Consider the following 24,234-nt stretch of genomic DNA (forward strand, 5'->3'; position numbering starts at 1 on the left):
CACGATGACTGACGGCTTCTTCTTCTGGTACCGACAGGCGTGGGGTCAGGGCGCCCCCGCTTCCCTCTTCCACAGCCTGGAGCGTTCGGGAATCCGGCTGGCCAACCCGGCGACGGGTCGTGTCACGGCGATCACGAACGGTCCCGACTCCTGGGGTGATCAGGTTCCCGTCTCGCCTCAGCAGCTCGCCCAGGCCGCGGAGTTGGCCACGGACCCCGAGGTCAATTTCCAGATGTGGCTGGACGCCCAGACCGATGTGTTCGTGCGTGTTCGCCGGCTGGACGGGAGTGCCGCCGCCATCGAGTTCGGGCTCGACGGGCTCGGGGCTGCGCAGGAATCGGTGATTCGCGCCATCGCCCAGGCGATTCGGCAGACGTGGAACGACTGTCTGGGCTTGGTCGTGGACCGTTCCGGGGACACGGAGGAAACCGACTGGGACGCAGTGGTTCTCCAAGGGGAGCCGGACATCGTGAGGATGCCGGACACCCTGGCCGTCCGGCCCGAGACCGCTGCGAGGATTGCACAACTGGCCGGCGCGGGTGGTCGGTCAGTGCCTCCGCTCGTCGTGTACGGGAATGCGACTGACCTGCTCGCGTAGAGACTCGGCCCCGAAGCGCGCACCGCTGCCGCCGGCGTACCGGCGAAGGGGCTCCGGCGCACAGGCGTCGGAGCCCCTTCCTTGTGCGGGGCGGGTCAGCCCGTGAAGGCTGATACTCCCTCCGGGGTGCCCCAGCCGGTTGGGCCGTCGTAGCCCGTCTGGGCGGTGCACAGGTAGGTGGTGGTGCAGCTGCCGTTGTTGCCGCTGGTGACGTCGTTCAGCGCCGAGGTGCCGGCCTTCGTGTAGGGGAAGGAGGCCGGGTAGGACGAGGACGACGGGGTGCCGGCGAGGGCGTAGACGGCCGCGATGATCGGGGACGAGGCGCTCGTGCCGCCGAAGGTGTACCAGCCGGCGGTGACGCCGTAGGAGTCGTAGACCGAGACGCCGGTCGCCGGGTCGGCCACCGCGGAGACGTCCGAGATCGTGCGCTTGGCGCAGCCGGTGTCGGTCTGCCAGCTCGGCTTGGTGTCGTAGGAGGAGCAGCCGGAGCCGGTGCCCTCGGTGCTGGAGGTCTTCCAGACGGTCTCGGTCCAGCCGCGGGTGGTGGAGGAGGTCTTCAGGGCCGTACCGCCGACGGAGGTGACGTAGCGGGAGGCGGCCGGGTACTCGGCGCCGTAGCCGCTGTCGCCGGCGGAGACGGTGATGGCGACGCCGGGGTGGTTGAAGTACGAGGAGTCGTAGGAGGTGTCGGAGGATGACTCCGAGCCGCCGTAGCTGTTGGAGACGTACTTCGCGCCGAGGGTGACGGCCTCGTTCACCGCCTTGCCGAGGTTGGCCATGGTGGCGCTGGTGGCCTCGACGAGGAGGATGTTGCACTTCGGGCAGACGGCGGAGGCCATGTCGAGGTCGAGGGAGATCTCCTCGGACCAGCCGGCGTCGCTGGAGGGCAGCGAGGTGGTGGAGCCGGTCTGGCTGACCTTCTTGAAGCAGCCGTTGGCGGTGGTGCAGGCCGACAGGCCGTAGTAGGAGCGGTAGGTGGCGAGGTCTGACTCGGCGTTCGGGTCGTTGTACGCGTCGACGATGGCGATGGTCTCGCCGGAGCCGTTGGAGGCGGCGGCGGAGGTCAGGCCGTAGGCCGACTGGAGGTTCGTGGGGCCGTAGCCGGAGGGGGTGGCGGCGTCGGCGGCCTTGGGGGTGACGCCGGTCCGCGCCGCCTGCTGCTTCTGGAAGGCGGTCAGGCCGCCTGTCACGCGGTAGGAGTCACAGGCCAGTTCGCCCTTGTGCTTCGGGGTGGCACAGGGGGTGGCCGTCCAGGTCACCTTCGACGAGACGGTGGCCGCGTCGGCCTGGACGGCGGTGCCGAGGCCCGCGAACACCAGCGCGGCGGCCGAGGCTGCCGCGGCTCCTGCGCGGCGCCATCCTCTGTGGGCGGCAGGTCTGTCGGGGGAAGTGGAACGCATCGTGCAGCCTCCTGATGTTCCTGGGTGGGGTGGAACAGGGGCGGTGCGGGTGCGATCCGCCGGTACGGGTTCCCCGGCGGAGGGCGGCGGCCCGCGACGACTGTCGCTTGTTGAGTACGCGACAACAAGAGGCTTATGGAATTCTGACTTCCGGATTACTGAACCTGTTTCGGCCCTTTACCCAACTCACAGGCCACGCACTGGAGTTGCATGGGAGGGCCGATGCGCGGCCGCTAGTGCTTGGTGCACTTCGGGTAGTTCAGGCCCTCGGCGCAGAGGCTGTACGCGCTGCTGCTGACGTCCACCTCTTCCTCCTTGCCGGCCTTCGTACGGACCGTCAGTTCGTACTCGGTGTGGCAGCTGCGGGTCCTCTTCTTGCCCTTCTTCTTCGTCTTGCACTCGTGGTCCGTGTCCTTGCTGACGACCGTGCCGGTGACGGGCTTCGACTTGCTGCAGGCGGTCAGCGGCGCGGTGAGTGCGACGACGGTGAGCAGGACTGCGAGCGTGCGCTTCATGTGGTTCCCCCCGTGGGTGTCATGTACCGGATGTACTGCCGGGGCATGGTACTGAGAACGGGAGAACGGGTCACGGCCGGCTGCCGTGACCCGTCCTCCTCGTGCGCCGCCGAGGAGACCCCACGTACTCCTCACCCGGGCGGCTCCCCGGTGACCCGTCGGGGAGGTTCTGCGCTGCTGTGCTCAGCCCGTGAAGCCGTCCAGGCCCTCCGGGGTGCCCCAGCCGGTCGGGCCGTCGTAGCCGGACCGGGCCGTGCAGAAGTAGGCGGTCGAGCAGGAGCCGTTGCTGCCGCTGGTGACGTCGTTGAGGGCTGAGGTACCGGCCGCGTTGTAGGGGTACTGGGCCGGGTAGTCGCCGCTGCCGGGGGTGCCGGCCAGGGCGTAGACCGAGGCGATGATCGGGGACGAGGCGCTGGTGCCGCCGTAGGTGTTCCAGCCGGTGCCGTCGGAGCCGTAGGAGTCGTAGACCGAGACGCCCGTGGCGGGGTCGGCCACGGCCGAGACGTCGGCGATCATCCGCTTGGCGCAGCCGGTGTCGGTCTGCCAGCTCGGCTTGGCGTCGTAGGAGGAGCAGCCGGAGCCGGTGCCCTCGGTGCTGGAGGTCTTCCACACGCTCTCCGTCCAGCCGCGGCTGTTGGAGGAGGTGGAGAGCTTGGTGCCGCCGACGGCCGTCACGTACTTCGAGGCGGCCGGGTACTCGGCGCCGTAGCCGCTGTCGCCCGCGCTGGCGGTGATGGCGACGCCCGGGTGGTTGTAGTACGAGGAGTCGTACGACGTGTCGGAGGAGGACTCGCCGCCGCCGTAGCTGTTGGAGACGAACTTGGCGCCCAGCTTGACCGCCTCGTTCACGGCGGTGCCGAGGTTGGCGTCGGAGGCCGACTTGGCCTCGACGAGCAGGATGTCGCAGTTGGGGCAGGTCGCGCTGACCATGTCGAGGTCGAGGGAGATCTCACCGGCCCAGCCGCTGTCCGCGGAGGGCAGGGAGGTCGTGGAGCCGGTCTGGGAGACCTTGGTGAAGCAGCCGTTGTCGGTGGTGCAGGCGGACAGGCCGTAGTAGTCGCGGTAGGTGGCCAGGTCCGCCTCGGCGTTCGGGTCGTCGTAGGCGTCGACGATGGCGACCGTCTGGCCGGAACCGTTGGAGGAGGCCGCGTCGGTCAAGCCGTACGCCGACTGGATGTCGCCGGGGCCGTAGCCGGTCGGGGAGTCGGAGGCCGCGTCCGGTTTCACGGTCTTCGGGGCGGTGCCCTTCAGGGCCGCCTGCTTCTCCAGGTAGGCGGTGGTGCCGCCGGTGACGCGCAGGGCGTCGCAGGCGGCGTACCCCTTCTTCGGGGTGGTGCCGCAGGCCGCCTTCTCGTACCGGACGTGGGCCTTGGCCACCTGGGCGGCGATCGTCTTCGTGCTCACCTCGGGCGTGCCGGTCCGCGGGGCGGCGTCGGCGTGGACCGCGGTGCCGAGGCCGGCGAGGAGCAGGGCCGCGGTGGCCGCGGCGGCCGACCCGACCCGGCGCCATCTGCCGGATATGTGGGGGGAGTTGGGGGTGGACTTGCGCAACGTACAGCCTCCTGTGTGAGGGGTGCAGAGGCCTGCGGGTGGGGGTCCACCGGTGAGGTTGCCGGTGGGGGCGGCGGCCCGCGACGACGATGGCTTGTTGAGTACGCGACAAACAAGCCAGTTTCGGAATCCTGACTTCCGCATTACCGAAGGAGGTTGCGGGATTGCTGCCCGATGGCGGCGGGATGGCCGGAGGATGGGCGCCGTTTGACCCGGAGCACAGGAAACCTACAGCTTGACGCGCGTTGACCGGGGTCGGCGAGCGGGGCGGTCGCGCGGGCCGGGAGGCGGGGTCGGCGGGGCCGCCGTACCGTGGATGTCATGGCCGTGTCGTCGAGCGTCCCGCCCCGGAAGCCGCCGTTCACGGAGATATCTCAGTGAACGGCAGACTCTTTTCTCACCTTCGTCGGTCACAGTGGTTGCCGATGAAGCGCACCTCACGCATTGGCAGGCGGGTCTCCAGCCCCGTGTTCGCGGCCGTCGTGCTGCTCGTGCCGGCCGTCACCTCCGCCTCTCTGGCGGCCGCCGATGACGGGCCCGGGCCGTTCGGCGTCACCGCCGTCGCGGCGGCCGGCGGACCGACCGAGAGAGTCGGGGCCCTCTTCGGGGCCGACCGGGCCGGCAAGCTCGCCGGCGGGCATTTCTGCACCGCCTCCGTCGTGCACAGTCCGGGACGCGACCTCGTCGTCACCGCCGCGCACTGCCTGGACGGGGACGGCGACCTGATCTTCGTGCCCGGCTACCGGGACGGGAAGGCCCCGTACGGGGTGTGGAAGGTGCACAAGCGGTTCCTGCCCGACGGGTGGGCCAAGGGGCAGGACGAGGACAGCGACGTCGCGTTCGCCGTGGTGGCGGCGAGGGGCGGAAAGGGCGTCGAGGACGTCGTCGGAGGCAATCGGTTCGTCGCCGGCACGGCCACCGGGGCCACCGCCGTCACCATCACCGGGTATCCCAACTCCCGTGAGGTGCCGGTCAGTTGCACCAACAAGCCCACCGCGCACAGCGCCACGCAGCAGCGCATCGAGTGTCCCGCCCTCAGCGGCGGTACCAGCGGCAGTCCCTGGGTGAACGGGGACGGGCAGGTCGTCGGGGTGCTGGGCGGGCACGAGGAGGGCGGCTCCACCGACGACATCTCCTACAGCGTGGTGCTGGGGACCGAGGCCGCCGAGCTCTACCGGGACGCCACGGCCGATCCGTGAGACCAATGGGGTCGAAGACCCCGCGTGATCATTCCGGAACGCAGCGCACGCCCCTACACTGACCTGGGCTACGACTCCCGGGCGGCGAGGGGCGGTTGACGGTGCGTAAGGCTTGGATCATCGCGTCCGCCGCTGTCGGCTCCGCCCTGGCCTTCGTGATGCTGCTCGTCGTGGGCGTCTACCTGGTCGCCGGGAACATCCTCAACGGGGTGGGCGGCGGCACCAAGGCGCTCGCCAAGGGCTCGGTGCCCGCCGCCTACGCGGCCATCGTGCAGAAGTGGGGCAACCTGTGCTCCGCCATCAACCCGGCGCTGCTCGCCGCCCAGCTGTACCAGGAGAGCGGGTTCAACCCGAACGCCAGGAGCGGGGCCGCGGCCGAGGGGATAGCGCAGTTCATCCCCGGGACCTGGGCCACGCACGGCATCGACGGCAACGGCGACGGCAAGAAGGACGTGTGGGATCCGCAGGACGCCATTCCGTCCGCCGCGTCGTACGACTGCAAACTCGCCTCGTACGTGAAGGACGTACCCGGGAATCTGACCGAAAACATGCTCGCGTCGTACAACGCCGGCGCCTACGCGGTGATCAAGTACAAGGGTGTGCCGCCGTACCGGGAGACCCAGAACTACGTCAAGACGATCACCACGCTGGAGGAGAGCTTCGCGGCGCCCGTGACACGGGTGGACCCCAGCAAGCAGGCGGCCGGGGCCATCTACTACGCGCAGAAGAAGCTGGGCACGCCCTACCTGTGGGGCGGCAACGGCACCGCCGCGGACGGCGGGCGTTTCGACTGCTCGGGGCTGACGAAGGCCGCGTACGAGAGTGTCGGCATCACGTTGCCGCGGGTGGCCAACGACCAGTACAACGCGGGGCCGCACCCCAAGCGCGACGAGCTGCTGCCGGGAGACCTCGTCTTCTTCTCGGCGGATCCGACCGACTCCCGGGCCATCCACCATGTCGGCATTTATGTCGGCGGTGGGTACATGATCGACGCGCCGCGAACGGGCGCCGTGATCCGGTTCGACCCGATCGACACTTCCGAGTACTTCGGGGCAACCCGGGTCACCGAAGATGGCGCGAAAGCGTTGCCCACGACGGTGTGAACCGAGCGTGAAACCACCCCCTGAGCTGCGGCAACGGGTCTCTCTTCGATAACGTCTGCGTGATCATTCGGTGGAGTGTGGAACGTAGTAAGCGGGACCGTGCGTTCCTGTTGACGTAGTGGCGCACGCGAGTGCCCGAAGCAACGACGAAGGGGCCGCGGCACGATGGCTGGACTCGCTGAATCCGGGTCGAACCCCGACGTCGACCTGCTCTACGACATCAACGGGCTGGCCAAGGACGCCCCGCACTGGTTCGACCGGGGCATGGAGTTCGTCGGGGAGTACGGGCTGCTGCTGGCCATGGTGCTGCTCGTGCTGTGGTGCTGGTGGTCCGTGCGGCGGCGGGGCGCCGACGACGCGGCCTCGTCCGTGGCCGCGCTGGTGTGGACGCCGATCGCCGCCGGGATCGCCGTGCTGGTGAACGTGCCGATAAGGGGTTTCGTCGAGCGGCCCCGGCCGTTCCTGGAACACCAGGGGCTCGACGTCCTGGTCTCCGGCAAGACCGACTACTCGTTCGTGAGCGACCACGCGACGATCACCATGGCCATCGGGGTCGGGCTGTTCGTCGCCAACCGGAAGTTCGGTATCGCCGGGATCGCGCTGGCTCTGTTCGAGGGCTTCTGCCGCGTCTACATGGGCGTGCACTATCCGACCGACGTCGTCGGCGGGTTCGCGCTCGGGACGGCCGTGGCCCTGCTGCTGTCGCCGCTGGCCATGGCCCTGCTCACGCCGTTGATGAAGGCCGTCGAGGGGTCCTCCTGGGGCGGTTGGGTCGTCCGCAGCCGGCGCCGGCCCGGTATGGGCCGGGACGCCGTGCTCCCCGGCGCCCGCAAGGACGTCGAGTCGGAGGAACGCGACCTGGCGGCTTAGGCCTGCGGCGGGGAGCCGGGAGGGGCGTCGTCCTCGGCCCGCGTCCGCAGGTGCCACCGCGCCCACCCATGCCGCCCCAGCGGCACGACTGCCCGCGGCTCGAGCAGGCGGCGGCCCCTTCTCAGAGCGCCTGCGGGTAGGTGAAGAAGCGGTTCGGGTCGTACTGCTTCTTCACGGTTGCCAGCTTCGCCGCCGCGTCGCCGTAGTACGCCTTGCGCCAGTCCGTCAGGGTCGGGTCCGTGTAGTTCTGGTAGGCCGCGCCGGAGGCGTAGGGCTTCATCGCGTCGTGGGCGTGGGTGAGCCAGGACTGGGCCGCGGTGCCCGTCGTGCCGGGGCGCCAGGACGCTATGTACTGGGCCAGCATGCGGCTGCGGCGGTGCACGAAGGCGGTGGCCGTGGGGGAGACGCGGTTGACCGCGCCGCCGAGAGCGGTCAGCGCGATGCTGCCCGCGCCGCCCTGGACCGAGGAGATCTGCCGGAGCAGGGTCTGGATGCCCGCCGCGGAGATCGAGCGGTCGAAGAAGTCCGAGCGGGCCGCATAGGTCTCGCGGCCCAGCGCGCCCTGGGGGTTGCGGCCCGGCGTGGAGCCGGGAAGGTGGCACTGGGCGGCGGTGGGGAAGGACGAGCAGCCCGCGTAGGCCTCCATCGCGCCCTCGTACGAGTGCCGCCTGAGCGTGACGCCGCGGGCCGCGGATCCCACCGCCGAGACCAGGCGGTCCAGGGCGTTCTGGAGTTCGCCGTAGGTGCCGAGGGAGAAGGCGGCCACGGAGACGCTGGGCGAGCCGCCGTTCTCCAGGTGGCAGGAGGACCAGATCTCGTCCGGCTGGTCGGGACCCCACTCCTGCCAGGCCCGCAGCACGGCGGCCGCCTTCGACCAGGGCCAGGTGACGTACGCCGACACCGCCTGCGGGGCCGGGTGGGTCTTGAAGCGCAGCTCCGTCACGACGCCGAAGTTGCCGTTGCCCGCGCCGCGCAGGGCCCAGAAGAGGTCCTTGTTCTCGCTCGCGTTCGCGGTCAGCTGCTTGCCGTCGGCCGTGATCAGCGTCGCCTGCGTGAGGCTGTCGCAGGTCAGGCCGTACGCCCGGGAGACCACGCCGTGGCCGCCGCCGAGGACCAGGCCCGAGACGCCGACCGTGGGGCAGGAGCCCGCCGGGATCGTCACGCCCTTGGCCGTGAGGCCGCGGTAGACGTCGATCAGCTTGGAGCCGGCGCCCACGACGGCCTCGCCGCCACCGACGCGGATGCCGTTCAGCCGGGAGACATCGAGGATCAGCTTGCCGTTGCCCGAGGACCAGCCGGCGTAGGAGTGGCCGCCGTTGCGGATGGCGACCTTGAGGCCGTGGGCGCGGGCGTAGGAGAGCGTTGTCCGAATGTCGTCCGTGTGTGCGACATAGGCGACCGCCGCCGGCTTCAGGCCGTCGTAGCGGGTGTTGTACAGCTGATGGGCGGTGGCCCACTTGGCGTCCCCCGGGCGCACCAGCGTGCCGTCGAGGTCGCGGGCGAGGGCGCTCCAGTTCGCGGCGGAGGCCGCCATCACCGTCGTGCCGGAGGAGCCGGTGGCAGCGGACGTGGCGTTCGACGAGGTGGCGCCCGCTGTTCCGGTGCCCTTGCATGCCGCCAGGGCCACGCCGGATATCGCGGCCGCGCCGCCACCGATGAATGCACGCCGTTCCATGTTCTGCCTCCCGTTGGCTCTCGGGGAACGAGACGGCTCGCCGGACCCGAACGTTCCACCGGGAGTGTCACCGCTGTGTCACCGTAGGGCCGGGACCTCCACGTGCCCTCCCCGTGAGCATTCCGTGACCTAACCACAACGTCTGCAGGGGTTCACCTCGCGTTCATTTGTGGCCATCGGCGCCTTCACCTGATCTGCCTAATTTCGGCCCTACGAGATGCGGTCATGCCTCGCAGAGGCGGTCCGTGTCACCGAGACTTCGCAACCCTCGCACGCCGCCGGATTCAGGACGGCGGCTCCTGGAAGGAACTCTTTCACAGTGAAGCTTCAGCGCATGAACCGGCGGGTCCTCGCCCTCGGTGCCCTCGCCGCTTCCGGCGCCCTGGTCCTCACGGCGTGCGGCTCGGACGACACCAGCTCGGGCAGCGGTGGCAGCAGCGCTTCGGCGACGACGGGCGCCAGCTCCATCAAGTGCGACAACGCCAAGGGCCAGCTGCTGTCCGACGGCTCGTCCGCGCAGAAGAACGCGATCGACGCCTGGGTGGCCCAGTTCTCCAAGGCCTGCGGCGTGCAGATCAACTACAAGGCGGGCGGCTCCGGCGCCGGTGTCACCTCCTTCACCCAGGGCCAGCTGGCGTTCGCCGGCTCGGACTCGGCGCTGAAGCCCGAAGAGGTCACCGCCTCCAAGAAGGTCTGCTCCGGCGGCCAGGGCATCGACCTGCCGATGGTCGGCGGCCCGATCGCGGTCGGCTACAACCTGTCCGGCGTGAGCAACCTGGTCCTCGACGCCCCGACCCTGGCGAAGATCTTCAACAGCAAGATCGCCTACTGGGACGACGCGGCCATCAAGAAGCTCAACCCCTCCGCGAAGCTCCCGCACCTGAAGATCCAGGCCTTCCACCGCTCGGACGAGTCCGGCACCACGGACAACTTCACCAAGTACCTGATCGCCACCGCCAAGAGCGACTGGCCCTACTCCGGTGGCAAGGCCTGGCAGGCCAAGGGTGGCCAGGCCGCCGCCCAGTCCTCCGGTGTGGCCGCCCAGGTCAAGCAGACCAACGGCTCCATCGGCTACTTCGAGCTGTCCTACGTCGCCGACGGTGTCAACGCCGTCAGCATCAACACCGGTGCCAGCGCGCCGGTCGCCCCGAGCAGCGACTCCGCCTCCAAGGCGATCGCCGACGCCAAGGTCGTGGGCACGGGCAAGGACCTGTCGCTCCAGCTGAACTACAACACCAAGGCCGACGGCGCCTACCCGATCACCCTGGTGACGTACGAGATCGTCTGCGACAAGGGCAACAAGTCCGACACCCTCCCGGCGACCAAGGCGTTCCTGCGCTACATCGCCTCCGAGGACGGCCAGAACGTGCTGTCCGGCCTGAAGTACGCCCCCATCCCCGCCGACATCATCGCCAAGGTCCGCACCACCATCGAGGGCCTGAGCTGATCTGAGCGTGTGGTCCGGTCCCGGACCTGATCCGGGACCGGACCGCACCGTCCGGTGCACCGCCGCCACGAGCCGTACGAGTCGTACGGCTTCGCAGAACCGCACAGGGTGCGGTTCCGCAGACCGGAGAACCCGATGGACACATCAACACAGATAACCGACGCCCCACCCCCCCTCCCGCAGCCGACCGAGGCCGAGCAGAAGCGCAATGCCCGCGGCGCGACCCGACCCGGAGACCGGATCTTCCTCGGTCTGTCCCGTGGGTCGGGCATCTTCCTGTTGGTGATCATGGCCGCGATCGCGGTCTTCCTCACCTACCGTGCGTCCCTCGCGCTCAGCAAGAACCACGGCAACTTCCTCACCACCTTCGAGTGGAACACCAACGTCACGCCGCCCAGCTTCGGCATCGCGGTGCTGGCCTTCGGCACGGTGGTCTCCTCGATCATCGCCATGGTCATCGCGGTCCCGGTCGCGGTGGCCATCGCGCTGTTCCTCACCCACTACGCCCCGCGCCGACTGGCCGGTCCCATCGCGTACGTGGTCGACCTGCTCGCCGCCGTGCCGTCCATCGTCTACGGCCTGTGGGGCGCGCTGATCCTCGTACCGCACATGACCGGCCTCTTCGGCTGGCTCAACGACTTCTTCGGCTGGACCGGGATCTTCTCCTGGGACCAGGGCGCCCCGCGCTCGCTTCTCACCGTGGGCATCCTGCTCGCGATCATGATCCTGCCGATCATCACCAACGTGAGCCGCGAGGTCTTCCGCCAGGCTCCGCAGATGATCGAAGAGGCCGCCCTGGCCCTCGGCGCCACGCGCTGGGAGGTCATCCGCATGGCCGTCCTGCCCTTCGGCCGCTCCGGTGTGATCTCCGCCTCGATGCTCGGCCTCGGCCGCGCGCTCGGCGAGACGATGGCCGTGGCCACCGTCCTGTCCCCGGACTTCCTGATCCACGGCAGCCTGCTCAACCCGGGCGGTGGCACCTTCGCCCAGAACATCGCCAGCAAGTTCAGCGAGGCCACCGAGTTCGGCCGGGACGCCCTGATCGCCTCGGGTCTGGTCCTGTTCGTCATCACCCTGGTGGTCAACGGCGCGGCCCGCATGATCATCGCCCGCCGCAAGGAGTACTCGGGGGCCAACGCATGAGCAACGCCGCCATCGCCGACAAGCGCCCCAGCACGCTGCGCGGCGCCAGTCTGCCGAAGTGGTCGCCGTGGGCGATCGCCGCCGGCTCCGTGGCCGTGGCCGTCGCCGTCGGGGCGGGTGCCGGGCTCACCAAGGTCCAGTGGGGCCTGATCTCGGGTCTGCTCTTCCTCGTCGCCACCTACGGCATCGCCGCCAAGGTCGAGGGCCGCCGGCAGGCCAAGGACCGCATCGCGACCGGCCTGGTCTGGGTCGCCTTCCTGCTCGCCCTCGTGCCGCTGATCTCCCTCGTCTGGACGACCGTCGTACGCGGCGTGAAGGTCCTCGACGTCTACTTCCTGAGCCACTCGATGGGCCTGGTCGCCGACTCCCAGCCGGGCGGCGGCATCTACCACGCCATCATCGGCAGCCTGGAGCAGGTCGGCCTCGCCACGCTGATCGCGGCGCCGATCGGCGTGCTGACCGCCATCTACCTGGTGGAGTACGGTCGTGGCCGGCTCGCCCAGGCGGTCACCTTCTTCGTCGACGTCATGACGGGTGTCCCGTCGATCGTCGCGGGTCTGTTCATCCTGTCGCTGATGCTGATCTTCGACATGCAGCCGTTCGGCTTCGCCGGCTCGCTGGCCCTGGCCATCCTGATGATGCCGGTGGTCGTGCGTTCCACGGAGGAGATGCTCAAGCTCGTCCCGAACGAGCTGCGGGAGGCGTCACTGGCACTGGGCGTGCCGAAGTGGCGCACCATCCTGAAGGTGGTCCTGCCGACCTCCATCGGCGGCATCACGACCGGCATCATGCTGGCCATCGCGCGTATCGCGGGCGAGACGGCTCCTGTGCTGCTGTTGGTGTTCGGAAACCGGTTCATCAACAACAACCCCTTCGAGGGGCCTCAGCAGTCGCTGCCGCTGTACGTCTACCAGCAGTACGCCGCCGGCAACGACTACGCCTACGACCGGGCCTGGGCGGCATCGCTCACCCTGATCGCCTTCGTGATGATCCTCAACCTGGTGGCCCGCGCGATCGCGCGCTGGAAGGCCCCGAAGACCGGTCGCTGACCGCGGCCCCCTCAGCGACTGACTGGAAGTGAAGTAGTAATGGCCAAGCGAATCGACGTAAGCGGGCTGACCGCCTACTACGGGTCCCACAAGGCGATCGAAGACATCTCGATGACGGTCGAGCCGCGCTCGGTGACGGCCTTCATCGGCCCCTCCGGCTGCGGCAAGTCGACGTTCCTGCGCACCCTGAACCGGATGCACGAGGTCACCTCGGGCGGCCGGGTCGAGGGCAAGGTCCTGCTGGACGACGAGGACCTGTACGGGCCGGGGATCGACCCGGTGGCCGTGCGCCGCGAGGTCGGCATGGTCTTCCAGCGGCCCAACCCCTTCCCGACCATGTCGATCTTCGACAACGTGGCGGCGGGTCTGCGGCTGAACGGCGGCTTCAAGAAGAGCGAGCTCGGCGACATCGTGGAGAAGTCGCTGAAGGGCGCCAACCTCTGGAACGAGGTCAAGGACCGGCTGAACAAGCCGGGTTCGGGACTCTCCGGCGGTCAGCAGCAGCGTCTGTGCATCGCCCGCGCGATCGCGGTCGAGCCGAAGGTGCTGCTGATGGACGAGCCCTGCTCCGCCCTCGACCCGATCTCCACCCTCGCCATCGAGGACCTGATCGGTGAGCTCAAGGAGCGCTTCACGATCGTCATCGTGACGCACAACATGCAGCAGGCGGCGCGTGTCTCGGACCGTACGGCGTTCTTCAACCTCGCGGCGGTCGGGCAGCCCGGCAAGCTGATCGAGATCGACGAGACGGAGCGGATCTTCTCCAACCCGTCGGTCCAGGCGACGGAGGACTACATCTCCGGCCGCTTCGGCTGATCCCCCATACCCCTCGCGGTGCTGCATGGCGGTGCCACCGCGAGGACGATGAAGGGCCCGCCCCCGGCTCCCGGGGGCGGGCCCGTCGTCGTGACGGAGGCGATGGCTACAGGAACGCCAGATCCACCAGCTCGAAGGCGCCCGCGGCCACCAGGGCCGCCGCCGGCATCGTGATGAACCAGCCCAGGACGATGTTCTTGGCGACGCCCCAGCGGACGGCCTTGATGCGCTTGGTCGCGCCCACGCCCATGATCGCGGAGGTGATCACATGGGTGGTGGAGATGGGGGCCTTGAAGAGGTAGGCCGTGGTGAACATGATCGAGGCGCCCGTGGTCTCCGCGGCGAAGCCCTGCGGGGGATCCAGTTCGATGATCTTGCGGCCCAGGGTGCGCATGATGCGCCAGCCGCCCGCGTAGGTGCCCAGCGACAGCATCAGCGCGCAGACGACCTTCACCCAGACCGGAATCGGGTCGCTGAAGGTCATGTGGCCGGAAATCACCAGTGCCATCACGACCACGCCCATCGTCTTCTGGGCGTCCTGCAGACCGTGGCCGAGGGCCATGCCGGCCGCGGAGACGGTCTGGGCTATGCGGAAGTGGCGCTTCGTCTTGTGCGGGTTGGCCCGGCGGAAGATCCACAGGATGGCCAGCATCACCAGGTAGCCGACGATGAGACCGACGATCGGCGACAGGATCATCGGGATGACGACCTTGTCGAGGACACCGTTCCAGTGGACGGTCGTGCTGCCGGCCAGCGCGGCTCCCACCAGGCCGCCGAAGAGGGCGTGCGAGGAGGAGGACGGCAGGCCGTAGTACCAGGTGACGAGGTTCCAGACGATCGCTCCCACGAGGCCCGAGAAGAGGATGGCCATCCCCGTCGAACCCTGCGGCGTGGCGATCAGGCCCTCGCTGACGGTCTTGGCGACGCCGGAGCCCAGGAAGGCGCCCGCCATGTTCATCACCGCGGCCATGGCCAGAGCCGCCCGCGGGGTCAGCGCCCGGGTCGAGACCGACGTCGCGATCGCGTTCGCCGAGTCGTGGAAGCCGTTGGTGTACGTGAAGAAGAGCGCGACCGCGATGGTCACGACCAGAGCGAAGGTGTCCATGAAGGGCTCAGGACTCCTTGACGGCGATGGTCTCCACCGTGTTCGCCACGTGCTCGAACGCGTCCGCCGCCTCCTCCAGCACGTCCACGATCTGCTTGAGCTTGAGCACCTCGATCGCGTCGTACTTGCCGTTGAAGAGGTGCGCGAGCAGCTTGCGGTGGATCTGGTCCGCCTGGTTCTCCAGACGGTTGACCTCGATCCAGTACTCGGTGAGGTTGTCCATCGTGCGCAGGTTGGGCATGGCCTCGGCGGTGAGCTCCGCAGCCCGGGCCAGCACCTCGATCTGCTGCTCGACGCCCTTCGGCAGCTCCTCCACGTTGTAGAGGACGACCAGGTCGACGGCCTCCTCCATGAAGTCCATGATGTCGTCCAGGGACCCGGCGAGGGAGTAGATGTCCTCGCGGTCGAACGGCGTGATGAAGGAGGAGTTCAGCTGGTGGAAGATCGCGTGCGTGGCGTCGTCACCTGCGTGTTCCGCGGCCCGCATACGCTCTGCGATCTCGGCCCGGGCGGAGGTGTCCGCCCCGAGCAGTTCCATCAGGAGCTTCGAGCCCGTGACGATGTTGTCCGCGGAGGCGGCGAACATGTCGTAGAAGCTCGTCTCCCTGGGGGTCAGACGAAAGCGCACAAGGGGTCCTCGGGGTGCATCGGTTTGGGTCAGGCTGATGCTAAGGGCATCATCCGGCCACGGCTAATGGGCCGTCCCCCAGTGTCGCCCATCGGGCACAGTGGTCGTCACGGGGGCCACGGACGGCCGGTTCAAGGCAATGGCCAAGGGCCCTATACCCAGCAAAGTTCGGTACCATATACCCACCTGGGGTATCTGTCCGCCACGTCTTGCAGGAGGACGCGATGACGACCACCGAGGCCGGCGCGACGGCGCCCTCCGAGAACGGCACGCAGAGCACACAGCACGCGACGCACGGCTACCACAAGCAGAAGGACGAGCACCTCAAGCGCCTGCGCCGGATCGAGGGCCAGATCCGCGGCCTGCAGCGGATGGTCGACGAGGACGTCTACTGCATCGACATACTCACGCAGGTGTCCGCCTCCACCAAGGCGCTGCAGTCCTTCGCGCTGCAGCTGCTGGAGGAGCACCTGCGGCACTGCGTCGCCGACGCGGCCCTCAGGGGTGGTGACGAGATCGACGCGAAGGTCGACGAGGCGACCAAGGCCATCGCCCGGATGCTGCGTACGTGACGTCGGCCACGAGGGGGCGTCGGGCTCAGCCGCCGGAGGCGTCGCGCTCCTCGGCCACTTTCAGCACCTCGTCGATGCTCTCCAGGCTGAGCCGCTCGTCCGCGGCCGATGCCGCGATGATCAGCTCTCCGCACAGCTCGATCTCGGCGAGGGCCACGTGGTCCTGAACTGCCGTACCGCCGACCGGAGCCACGTGCATCACCTCATCTCTGCCGTTACCGACTTCCTAGAGTAGGGAGCGGCCTACACACCGCGCATGGCACGGACGGGCTAGTTCTCGACGCCCGTCTCTCATCCTCAAGGCGGGTGCCGGGACGCGGGTCTAGTGCTCGGCGATCCGCCCCGCGTAGATGTCCTCCGACGCCGGCAGGGTGACGTCGACGGGGGTCCCGAAACCGTAGAGCAGCGTCGTCGAGGCGACCGCGACAGTACCTCGGTCCGTGCCGCCCGCGAAGCCGAACCGGTGGCGGATCTTGCGGATGCGGCCCTGGGCGTCGAGGTAGACGTCGAACGGGACCTCGGCGCTGGCGAACCCTTTCGCCGCCGCTGCCAGGGATTCCCGTACGCCTCGCGGCGCGCCCTTCGAGGCGAGCGTGAGGTCGGCGGTGCCGCGGTAGTGGCGCACCTCGGTGCCCGCCAGTTCGGTGCGGCCCAGGTAGGCCGCGGTGCGGGTGCCGCGCAGCAACTCGGCCGCGGTGAACGGGTCGGTGGCTCCGCCGGTGACCAGATTGCCGTCGGACAGGCCGGCCGTGTCGACCCGGACCCACTTGTCGGCGGGGACACCGGCGCCGCGGTTCTTCATGAACAGGGCGCCGGGAGCGAGGAGTTCGATGATGGGCCGGTGCTCGTTGGTGCCGGCCGGGTCCTGCGGCAGGGTCACCTTCAGGCGGCCCAGCCGCCTGCCGTAGTCGTACACGCCCTGGCCGCGGATGGTGACGCGGGTGCCGCCGGTGGCCATCTCCATCGACGTCGTGGCCTTCGACGTGCCCGCCGCCACAAGGTTCTCGCCGGCCTGCCGCAGCAGGGGGACGGGGTCGGCGGAGCGAGCGTCCTCGGCGGTCGCGCCGCCGGAGCAGCCGGAGGCGCCGAGACAGCCGAGGCAGACCGCGACTCCCGCGGCAACTGCCCCGTGCCATCTGCGCTGTTGCTGGGTCATCGGTGCCTGCCCCCCAAGCGGGTACGTCCGTCACGGGTCCCCTGTCGTTCCGTTCAACGACGGGTGGACAGCAGCCGTCACGCTCGTACGAACCCTTTACCCGGCGCGGGTAACGTTGTCGGCGTGGCGCAGGAGGAACACCGGACGACGACTGTCGAGCAGGGCCGATTCTGTTTCGCCCGGTGCGCCTGCGGATGGCGCGGGCCCGCCCGCAGAGCACGCAGTCAGGCCCGCGCGGACGCCGCGGAGCACCTGAGTCCTCAGGCGTGACGCAGGGTCGTCAGCAGTTCGTCGACCAGGCCGCGGTCGCGGTGCTGGGTGAGCCGGCTGCGGGCGGCGGCGGGGGAGAGCCACAGGATGCGGTCGACCTCGTCGGTGGGCGAGAAGCCGCCGGTGGCCGCCTCGGCGGCCCAGTAGCGGACCTGCTTGGGGCGGTTCTGGGCGAAGTAGCGGACGGTCGACAGCTCGGCGCCGGGCTGTGCCGTGTAGCCGGTCTCCTCGGCCACCTCGCGCAGGGCGCCCGCGAGATGGTCCTCGCCCCGCTTGAGCTTGCCCTTGGGGTGGGACCAGTCGTCGTACTTCGGCCGGTGCACGAGGCACACCTCCAGGTCGCCGTCGACCGGGGAGCGGCGCCACAGGACGCAGCCGGCCGCCAGGACAAGGGTGCCGTCGTTCTCGGGGGTAGCCGTCACGTGCTCACCACCTGTTTCTGCCAGCACTGTTGAAAGGCGAACCGGGCCGCCTCGACCTCGTGGCGCTGGTCGGCGTGGAGCACGCCGAGGGCGTACGCGGTGGCCGGGGCGATCCGGGGGGTGCGGGCCGCCGACGCCGCCGCTGCCGCCGCCTCGGAGGCGTCACGGTGGCGGTGCAGGGCCTGACCGGCGGTGAGGAGGCGGACGTCGAGGGAGGCCTTGTCGCCGTAGAGGGCCTCGCGGGCGTAGCGGTGCAGGCGCAGCAGGAGGCGGACCTGGTGCCAGGGGGCGTCCTGGGGGTGGGGCGCCGGGTCGGGCGAAAGGCCGTGGACGAGGGCCGCGGCGTTGTAGGGGTGGCCCGCGGTGACGAGCGGGAGGGCGGCGACGGCGTCGGTGAGGCGTTCCTCGGCGGCGGCCGCCAGGGGGCGCAGGTCCGTGGTGGGGGCGGCGGGGGTGAGGGGGACCTCGCTGGCCAGGACGGCGACCTTGTCCGCGACGGCGTGGAAGCGGGAGGAGCCCAGGGCCTGGAGGGCGGTGCTGTGGGCGCGGGTCCTGGCGAGGGTGAGCTGGCGTTCGAGCAGGGCGCCCGCCTTGGCCGCGCCGACCGTCAGGTTGCCGCGGTCCGGCGCGGGGGAAGGCGGACCCCCGTTCGCCTGCGCCGCTTTCGCCTGGACGGCCTCGGGGGCCCGGCCGACCGTCGCCACGCCGGTCTGGGCGGGGAAGACGGCCGCTCCCGACAGCCTCTGCAGGGCCAGCAACAGCCGTTCCAGGCGGGTCGCGTAGGCGTGCTCCATCGACAACGTGCCCGACAGCCAGGCCAGTTCGGGCCGCAGCCCCTCCGACCAGTCGGTGTCCAGCAGCGGCCGGTAGGTGTGCAGGCTGGCGCTGATGCGGCGGACCGAGCGGCGCAGGGCACGCGTCGCCTCGACGGAACCCTCGGCGGTGCCCGGCGCCGTCCCGGTCTCCCGGTACTGGCGCAGGGCTCGGAGGAACTCCGTGGCCTGGTCCCGCAGGTAGCCCGCGAGGGCCTCACCTGTGGGGGCGGGCCCGGCCGTGGGGTCCGTCGGGTCAAGGTGTTGCTGTGCCACGCCGGCGCCTCCGGGCGTCTATGAGCATCTCCTGGATGTTTCGCAGGGGTTGGCCGTCCGCGTCGGTGGCGTGCCGGATCCATTCGCCGTCCGGGCCGAGGTGCCAGGACGCCGTGGTGTCGGACATGCCGGTCTCCAACAGCCGGTTCAGGGCTGCGCGGTGGGCCGGGTCGGTGACCCTGACCAGGGCCTCGATACGGCGGTCGAGGTTGCGGTGCATCATGTCGGCGCTGCCGATCCACACTTCCGGTTCGCCGCCGTTGCCGAAGGCGAAGACGCGGGAGTGCTCGAGGAAGCGGCCGAGGATCGAGCGGACCCGGATGTTGTCCGACAGGCCCGTGACGCCGGGGCGGATCGCGCAGATGCCGCGGACCCAGACGTCGACCGGTACGCCGGCCTGGGACGCCCGGTAGAGCGCGTCGATGAGGGCCTCGTCCACCATCGAGTTGACCTTGATGCGGATGAACGCGGGGCGTCCGGCACGGTGGTGCTGGACCTCCTTGTTGATCCGGGCTATCAGGCCGTCGCGCAGGGACTTGGGGGCCACCAGCAGGCGGCGGTAGGTCTCCCGGCGCGAGTAGCCGGAGAGGCGGTTGAACAGGTCGGACAGGTCGGCGCCCACCTGGGGGTCGGCGGTGAGCAGGCCGAGGTCCTCGTACAGCCGGGCCGTCTTGGGGTGGTAGTTGCCCGTGCCGACGTGGCTGTAGCGGCGCAGTGTGTCGCCTTCCTGGCGGACCACGAGGGACAGCTTGCAGTGGGTCTTGAGGCCCACCAGGCCGTACACGACGTGGCAGCCGGCCTCCTCCAGCTTGCGCGCCCACTTGATGTTGGCGTGCTCGTCGAAGCGGGCCTTGATCTCGACCAGGACGAGGACCTGCTTGCCGGACTCGGCGGCGTCGATGAGCGCGTCGACGATGGGGGAGTCGCCGGAGGTGCGGTACAGCGTCTGCTTGATGGCGAGGACGTCCGGGTCGTTGGCCGCCTGCTCCAGGAACGCCTGCACGGAGGTGGAGAAGGAGTCGTACGGGTGGTGCAGCAGGACGTCGCGGCTGCGCAGGGCGGCGAAGATGTCGGGCGCGGAGGCCGACTCGACCTCGGCGAGGTCGCGGTGGACGCCGGCGATGAACTTCTTGTACTTGAGCTCGGGCCGGTCCAGGGAGGCGATGCGGAAGAGGCCGGTGAGGTCAAGGGGGCCGGGCAGCGGGTACACCTCGGCCTCGGAGATCTTCAGCTCGCGCACCAGCAGGTCCAGCACCTCGCGGTCGATGGACTCCTCGACCTCCAGGCGGACCGGCGGCCCGAAGCGGCGCCGCATGAGCTCCTTCTCCAGGGCCTGCAGCAGGTTCTCGGCGTCGTCCTCCTCGACCTCCAGGTCCTCGTTCCTGGTCAGCCGGAAGGCGTGGTGCTCCAGCACCTCCATGCCCGGGAACAGCTCCTCCAGATGGGCGGCGATGACGTCCTCGATGGGGACGTAGCGGCCGGGGGAGCTCTCCAGGAAGCGGGACAGCAGCGGCGGCACCTTCACCCGGGCGAAGTGGCGGTGGCCGGTGACCGGGTTGCGGACGACCACGGCCAGGTTCAGGGAGAGGCCCGAGATGTAGGGGAAGGGGTGCGCGGGGTCGACCGCCAGCGGGGTCAGGACCGGGAAGATCTGGTGCCGGAAGAGGGTGAACAGGCGGGCCTGCTCCTTCTCCGTCAGCTCGCTCCACCGGACCAGGTGGATGCCCTCCTCGGCGAGTGCCGGGGCGACGTCCTCGTGGTAGCAGGCGGCGTGCCGGGCCATCAGCTCGCGGGAGCGGGCCCAGATCATCTCCAGGACCTCGCGAGGCTGCAGGCCGGAGGCCGAACGGGTGGCCACGCCGGTGGCGATACGGCGCTTCAGACCGGCCACCCGGACCATGAAGAACTCGTCCAGGTTGCTGGCGAAGATCGCGAGGAAGTTGGCCCGTTCGAGGAGCGGGGTGTTCGGGTCCTCGGCGAGTTCGAGCACCCGCTCGTTGAACGCGAGCCAGCTGCGCTCCCGGTCAAGGAAACGTCCCTGCGGCAGCTGTACCCCGTCGACCGGTGTCTCCTCGTACGCGTCGAGGTCCGCATCGATGTCGGGTTCCAGGTCGGAGACCGCGGCGGCCACCGTATGGGGCCGGTGCGCGGCTATGGAGCCAACGGAGGGCTGCGCGTGCTGGACCTGTGCCTGGGCGGTTTCTGGCTGACTCATGAACCCATTCTTCCGCGCCCCGAGCGATACGGGCGCGTCGGAAGCAGCGGGCGGGAGCGCAGGCACGGAACGGAAGGCGTCCCCGATCCCCGCGGGCCCCTCGGGGGGTGGCGAAGGTTTGGGCACGGAGGGCGTCATTGGCCGAGCGTCGCAAGACTGTCTGAACCGTTGGTTACGGCGACATGGCGTGCGGGATATTCGGGGGCGGCTCCCGCGCGACGCGCGCCGGCCGGGCCGGCGCGGGGTCTCGCTGGGGAGCCGCCCCGAGGATACGTACGTCCATCCCCCCGTGGAAGGACGTACGCGATCGGATGCCTCACACGGTCCGGCGGCGCAGCAGCAGGAAGGCGACGCCGACGGCGGCCGCGGTGACGGTGAGGTAGAGGCCGCCCTCGAGGGTCCGCGGCAGCCAGAGATGGTTGGTGGGGTAGCGGTCGCGGAGGATGCCGGTCGTGGCGAGGACCGCTTCCGTGGCCGCGACGGCGACGGCCGCCGCGGGCAGGGCGCGGCGCAGCACCAGCCCGGCGAGGGCGCCGACGGCGAGCCCGAGGAGGGGGCCGGCCAGGGCGAGGGCGCCGTCGCCCGGCAGGTTCTGGCTGTGCCGGGTCCAGTCGTAGGGGAACGGGGGCGCCGCGGCCACCAGGTGGTGCAGTCCGACGAGGAGGGCGGAGCCGGTGGTGAGCAGTGCGGCGGGCAGGGCGAGCTTCGCGGCGAACCAGCGGGTGGGGCTGACGCCCTGGGTCCAGGCCAGCCGCGCGGTCCCGGACTCCAGTTCCCGGCCGGTCAGGGCGGCGCCCGCCCATGCGGCGACCGGCAGCGGGAGCACGGCCATGACGGTCTCGGCGAGCGTGCGGGCCCGGTCGTACTCCGCGATCCCGTCGCTCCACACGCAGCCCACCTGGTCGGCGCAGTACCGCAGCCAGTCGGCGTGGGCCGCGTCCCGGCCGGGACCGTGCGCCCACAGCAGCAGGGCCGAGGTGAGCGTGACCAGGACGGCCCAGACGACCAGGGCCGGGCGGTGCAGCCGGAGCATCACGGCCGGCAGGCCGCGGCTGCCCGTGGCGGCCGGTGCCCCGGCGGTCGTGTCGGGGGCGAGCGCGGTCATGCGGGGGACCCCTTCCGGACGGCCCGGCCGGGGCGGGGCAGCCGGCGGAAGGCGAGTACGGCCGCGAGGGCGGCGACGGCCAGCACGATGCCGGTCTCCACGAGGTGGAGGGGCCAGTAGTGGGACTGGGGGTGGTAGGTGAGGTAGTAGCCGTCGATGCCCAGCCGGTCGGCGCACTGCTTGACCTGGGCGGGGTTGCCCTCGCACGGCGAGAGGCCGTGGTACGGGAAGCGGTGGCCGTCGCGGATCGTCCCGGCCCCCATCTGCCAGACATGCGGGGGCAGGAGGCCCTCGGTCGCGGTGACGCGGGTGACCGTGGGCCACAGGTGCGGGCGCAGGCGTTCCATGAGGAAGACCAGCGCTCCCATCGCGGCGACGGAGACGCCGAGCGCGGGCAGGGCGCGGCGCAGCAGGAACGCGGCGAGGGTGCCGACGGCCAGGGCGCACAGGGCGTAGGCGACGGCCGCCGGGCCGCGGGCCACGAAGGTGGCGGCGGACGTCCAGTCGCCGTCCCGGAGCGCGGGGTGGGCGTCCCAGCCCCGGCGGTAGACCAGGACCAGCGCGGTGGAGCCGAGCGCCAGCAGCAGCGCGGGCACGGCGAGCTTCGCGGCGAGCCAGCGGGCGGGGGAGACGCTCTGCGTCCACGCCAACCGGGCCGTTCCGGACTCCAGTTCGCGGCCGATGAGGGAGGCGCCCGCCCAGGCGGCCACGCCGAGGAAGCCGTAACAGACGAGTGCGGCGGCCAGGGCCGTCCGCTGGCCGTAGCCCAGCCAGCTCAGGATGTTGCAGGTCTCGTGGTGGTCGCAGTAGAGCCGTTCCCGCTCGCCCGCCTTCGACGTCACCGTGTTCAGCCAGACCAGCCAGCCGGTGAGGGCGGCGACGAAGGCGGACCACACGATCAGCGCCGGGCGGTGCAGCCGCAGGACCGTCCGGGGCAGGCCCGGCCGCGGGAGGGCGCTCACAGCGCGGCCTTCTCGGGCTCGGCCGAAGCGGTCCCGGGCGCCTGGGGGTTGCGCAGATAGGACAGGACCAGCTCCTCCAGGTCGGGGGTGCTCGTGCGCACATCCTCCGGGAGCGGGCCCGCCGGGCGGATCAGGGCGCTGAGCTGGCGGCCGGTGGTGCGGGACTCGACGACGGTGTGCCCGTCGAGGTCGGTCCGCGCGGGGCCCGACACGCGTACGTGTGCCTCCAGCAGGTCGTCCGTCTCGCCCGCGAGCCGGACGCGGCCGTCGCCGAGGAGGAGCAGGTGGTCGCAGGAACCCTCCAGCTCGGCCACCACGTGCGAGGACATCACGATCGTCGTGCCGAACTGCGCGGCCTGGGACATCAGCACGCCCATCAGCTCGTGCCGGGCCAGCGGGTCGAGGTCGGCCATCGGCTCGTCCAGGAGCAGCAGTTCGGGCCGCTTGGCGAGGGCGAGGGCGAGGGCGACGCGGGTGCGCTGGCCGCCGGAGAGCGCGCGGATCTTCGCCTTCGGGTCGAGGCCGCCGTCGGTCACGATCCGCTCGGCGGTCCAGGCGTCCCAGCGGTCGGGGTTGAGGTCGGCGCCCAGGCGCAGCGTCGCGGCGATCGTGAGCTGCGGGTACAGCGGCTTGTCCTGCGCGACGTAGCCCACGCGGGTGCGCGCCGAGGCGGGATCCGTGCCGAGGACGGTGACCGTGCCCTCGGTCGGTACCTCCAGTCCGGCGGCGAGGGCGAGCAGCGTGGACTTGCCCGCTCCGTTGGGCCCGACGACGGCGCAGACGCGGCCCGCGGGCAGCCGGAGGTCGCAGCCGCGCAGGGCCCAGCGGCCGGGCCGCCGGAGCCCGCCGAAGCGCTTGCCCACGGCGTCCGCCACGAGGGCGAGGCCGTCCGTGTCCGTCATGAGAGGTCCCCCTGGCTGTGCTGGTCGGAGAAATGTCGGTCGAGTACGGCGGTGAAGAGCGCGGCCACGTCCTCGCGGTCCAGGCCGGCCGCGCGGGCCCGGGCCGCCCAGGCGTCCAGTTCCCCGTGCAGGGGGGACTCGGCCGGTGCGGTGCCCAGTGAGCGTCGTACGAACGTCCCGAGGCCGCGGCGGGCCTCGACCAGGCCCTCGCGTTCCAGCTCCCGGTAGGCCTTCAGGACGGTGTTGGGGTTGATGGCGGTGGCCTCGACCACCTCGCGCGCGGTGGGCAGCTTGTCTCCCGGCTCCAGCAGGCCCAGTCGGAGGGCCTGCTTGGTCTGCTGGACGATCTGGACGTAGGTGGCGACGCCGGAGCGCCGGTCGATGCGGTACTCGACCACGCGGACAACCACCCTTTCACTAATTGAGTAGTGAAAGGGTGGTGC

24 protein-coding genes are annotated in these 24,234 nt (G+C 70.4%); 9 read left to right on the forward strand and 15 right to left on the reverse strand.

The genetic code is table 11. The features are described 5' to 3' along the window. Positions 1 to 4: 4 nt before the first annotated feature. Positions 5 to 598, forward strand: coding sequence for a hypothetical protein (locus ACQF4J_RS24590; protein ID WP_427166811.1), 594 nt, complete (start codon positions 5 to 7; stop codon positions 596 to 598). 95 nt (positions 599 to 693) lie between these two features. Here the strand turns inward: ACQF4J_RS24590 and ACQF4J_RS24595 are convergent, their stop codons facing one another. From ACQF4J_RS24595 to ACQF4J_RS24605, 3 genes are all read right to left on the reverse strand, one after another. Further along, positions 694 to 1,998: a S53 family peptidase gene (locus ACQF4J_RS24595; protein WP_427166812.1), complete on the reverse strand. Its 1,305-nt coding sequence runs from the start codon at positions 1,996 to 1,998 to the stop codon at positions 694 to 696. A 233-nt stretch (positions 1,999 to 2,231) separates the two neighbouring features. Next, entirely contained in the window at positions 2,232 to 2,513 is a 282-nt protein-coding gene (locus ACQF4J_RS24600; protein ID WP_351560435.1) for a hypothetical protein, read from the reverse strand. A 183-nt stretch (positions 2,514 to 2,696) separates the two neighbouring features. Then, a complete protein-coding gene (locus ACQF4J_RS24605) occupies positions 2,697 to 4,064 on the reverse strand; it encodes a S53 family peptidase (RefSeq protein WP_351560437.1) in 1,368 nt (455 codons plus the stop codon). Between the two features lie 425 nt (positions 4,065 to 4,489). Between ACQF4J_RS24605 and ACQF4J_RS24610 the strand changes: the two genes are divergently transcribed. The 3 genes from ACQF4J_RS24610 to ACQF4J_RS24620 all read left to right on the forward strand — a co-directional run bounded on the left by ACQF4J_RS24610 (position 4,490) and on the right by ACQF4J_RS24620 (position 7,236). Next, positions 4,490 to 5,263, forward strand: a complete 774-nt coding sequence (locus ACQF4J_RS24610; RefSeq protein WP_427166813.1) for a trypsin-like peptidase domain-containing protein — start codon at positions 4,490 to 4,492, stop codon at positions 5,261 to 5,263. A gap of 95 nt (positions 5,264 to 5,358) precedes the next feature. Next, positions 5,359 to 6,366 carry a bifunctional lytic transglycosylase/C40 family peptidase gene (locus ACQF4J_RS24615; protein WP_351560441.1) on the forward strand — a complete coding sequence of 336 codons (1,008 nt, stop codon included), beginning with the start codon at positions 5,359 to 5,361 and terminating at the stop codon, positions 6,364 to 6,366. Positions 6,367 to 6,531: 165 nt separating this feature from the next. After that, on the forward strand, positions 6,532 to 7,236 hold the full coding sequence (locus tag ACQF4J_RS24620) for a phosphatase PAP2 family protein (protein ID WP_351560443.1): 705 nt from the start codon (positions 6,532 to 6,534) through the stop codon (positions 7,234 to 7,236). A 121-nt stretch (positions 7,237 to 7,357) separates the two neighbouring features. Here ACQF4J_RS24620 and ACQF4J_RS24625 read toward each other — a convergent pair whose 3' ends face one another. Then, complete coding sequence (locus ACQF4J_RS24625; RefSeq protein WP_427166814.1) at positions 7,358 to 8,911, reverse strand: FAD-binding oxidoreductase; 1,554 nt, start codon at positions 8,909 to 8,911, stop codon at positions 7,358 to 7,360. 319 nt (positions 8,912 to 9,230) lie between these two features. Here ACQF4J_RS24625 and pstS point away from each other — a divergent pair, with 319 nt between their 5' ends. From pstS to pstB, 4 genes are all read left to right on the forward strand, one after another. Further along, on the forward strand, positions 9,231 to 10,358 hold the full coding sequence (gene pstS, locus ACQF4J_RS24630) for a phosphate ABC transporter substrate-binding protein PstS (RefSeq protein ID WP_351560447.1): 1,128 nt from the start codon (positions 9,231 to 9,233) through the stop codon (positions 10,356 to 10,358). Positions 10,359 to 10,493: 135 nt separating this feature from the next. Beyond that, on the forward strand, positions 10,494 to 11,501 hold the full coding sequence (gene pstC / locus ACQF4J_RS24635; RefSeq protein ID WP_351560449.1) for a phosphate ABC transporter permease subunit PstC: 1,008 nt from the start codon (positions 10,494 to 10,496) through the stop codon (positions 11,499 to 11,501). Further along, positions 11,498 to 12,550: a phosphate ABC transporter permease PstA gene (gene pstA / locus ACQF4J_RS24640; RefSeq protein ID WP_427166815.1), complete on the forward strand. Its 1,053-nt coding sequence runs from the start codon at positions 11,498 to 11,500 to the stop codon at positions 12,548 to 12,550. Before pstC ends, pstA begins: the two co-directional genes overlap by 4 nt. A gap of 39 nt (positions 12,551 to 12,589) precedes the next feature. Continuing rightward, positions 12,590 to 13,366: a phosphate ABC transporter ATP-binding protein PstB gene (pstB, locus tag ACQF4J_RS24645; RefSeq protein WP_351560453.1), complete on the forward strand. Its 777-nt coding sequence runs from the start codon at positions 12,590 to 12,592 to the stop codon at positions 13,364 to 13,366. Between the two features lie 106 nt (positions 13,367 to 13,472). Here pstB and ACQF4J_RS24650 read toward each other — a convergent pair whose 3' ends face one another. Continuing rightward, positions 13,473 to 14,471: an inorganic phosphate transporter gene (locus ACQF4J_RS24650; RefSeq protein ID WP_351560455.1), complete on the reverse strand. Its 999-nt coding sequence runs from the start codon at positions 14,469 to 14,471 to the stop codon at positions 13,473 to 13,475. A 7-nt stretch (positions 14,472 to 14,478) separates the two neighbouring features. Continuing rightward, positions 14,479 to 15,099: a DUF47 domain-containing protein gene (locus ACQF4J_RS24655; protein WP_142153238.1), complete on the reverse strand. Its 621-nt coding sequence runs from the start codon at positions 15,097 to 15,099 to the stop codon at positions 14,479 to 14,481. Positions 15,100 to 15,323: 224 nt separating this feature from the next. On the opposite strand from ACQF4J_RS24655, the gene ACQF4J_RS24660 reads away from it, so the two are divergent. After that, positions 15,324 to 15,671 carry a metal-sensitive transcriptional regulator gene (locus tag ACQF4J_RS24660; protein ID WP_351560457.1) on the forward strand — a complete coding sequence of 116 codons (348 nt, stop codon included), beginning with the start codon at positions 15,324 to 15,326 and terminating at the stop codon, positions 15,669 to 15,671. Between the two features lie 25 nt (positions 15,672 to 15,696). Here ACQF4J_RS24660 and ACQF4J_RS24665 read toward each other — a convergent pair whose 3' ends face one another. The 9 genes from ACQF4J_RS24665 to ACQF4J_RS24705 form a co-directional block, all read right to left on the reverse strand. Further along, positions 15,697 to 15,870, reverse strand: coding sequence for a hypothetical protein (locus tag ACQF4J_RS24665; RefSeq protein ID WP_174267416.1), 174 nt, complete (start codon positions 15,868 to 15,870; stop codon positions 15,697 to 15,699). Between the two features lie 123 nt (positions 15,871 to 15,993). Then, positions 15,994 to 16,827: a hypothetical protein gene (locus ACQF4J_RS24670; RefSeq protein WP_351560459.1), complete on the reverse strand. Its 834-nt coding sequence runs from the start codon at positions 16,825 to 16,827 to the stop codon at positions 15,994 to 15,996. 260 nt (positions 16,828 to 17,087) lie between these two features. Then, positions 17,088 to 17,519: an NUDIX hydrolase gene (locus ACQF4J_RS24675; RefSeq protein WP_351560461.1), complete on the reverse strand. Its 432-nt coding sequence runs from the start codon at positions 17,517 to 17,519 to the stop codon at positions 17,088 to 17,090. After that, the gene (locus ACQF4J_RS24680) at positions 17,516 to 18,607 is read right to left on the reverse strand and encodes a CHAD domain-containing protein (RefSeq protein WP_351799183.1); all 1,092 of its coding nucleotides are present in this window, start codon (positions 18,605 to 18,607) and stop codon (positions 17,516 to 17,518) included. Before ACQF4J_RS24680 ends, ACQF4J_RS24675 begins: the two co-directional genes overlap by 4 nt. Then, positions 18,588 to 20,822, reverse strand: coding sequence for an RNA degradosome polyphosphate kinase (locus tag ACQF4J_RS24685; protein ID WP_351560465.1), 2,235 nt, complete (start codon positions 20,820 to 20,822; stop codon positions 18,588 to 18,590). The genes ACQF4J_RS24680 and ACQF4J_RS24685 overlap by 20 nt, the downstream gene beginning before the upstream one ends. Before the next feature lie 316 nt (positions 20,823 to 21,138). Then, positions 21,139 to 21,927, reverse strand: coding sequence for an ABC transporter permease (locus ACQF4J_RS24690; RefSeq protein ID WP_351560467.1), 789 nt, complete (start codon positions 21,925 to 21,927; stop codon positions 21,139 to 21,141). Next, a complete protein-coding gene (locus ACQF4J_RS24695) occupies positions 21,924 to 22,889 on the reverse strand; it encodes a hypothetical protein (RefSeq protein WP_351560469.1) in 966 nt (321 codons plus the stop codon). The genes ACQF4J_RS24690 and ACQF4J_RS24695 overlap by 4 nt, the downstream gene beginning before the upstream one ends. Then, the gene (locus tag ACQF4J_RS24700) at positions 22,886 to 23,791 is read right to left on the reverse strand and encodes an ABC transporter ATP-binding protein (RefSeq protein ID WP_427166816.1); all 906 of its coding nucleotides are present in this window, start codon (positions 23,789 to 23,791) and stop codon (positions 22,886 to 22,888) included. Before ACQF4J_RS24700 ends, ACQF4J_RS24695 begins: the two co-directional genes overlap by 4 nt. Next, positions 23,788 to 24,189 (reverse strand): GntR family transcriptional regulator, encoded by a 402-nt coding sequence (locus ACQF4J_RS24705; protein ID WP_142153220.1) that lies wholly within the window; start codon positions 24,187 to 24,189, stop codon positions 23,788 to 23,790. Before ACQF4J_RS24705 ends, ACQF4J_RS24700 begins: the two co-directional genes overlap by 4 nt. Positions 24,190 to 24,234: the final 45 nt, after the last annotated feature.

Source organism: Streptomyces sp. C1-1 (assembly GCF_050214755.1).
Taxonomy (GTDB): domain Bacteria; phylum Actinomycetota; class Actinomycetes; order Streptomycetales; family Streptomycetaceae; genus Streptomyces.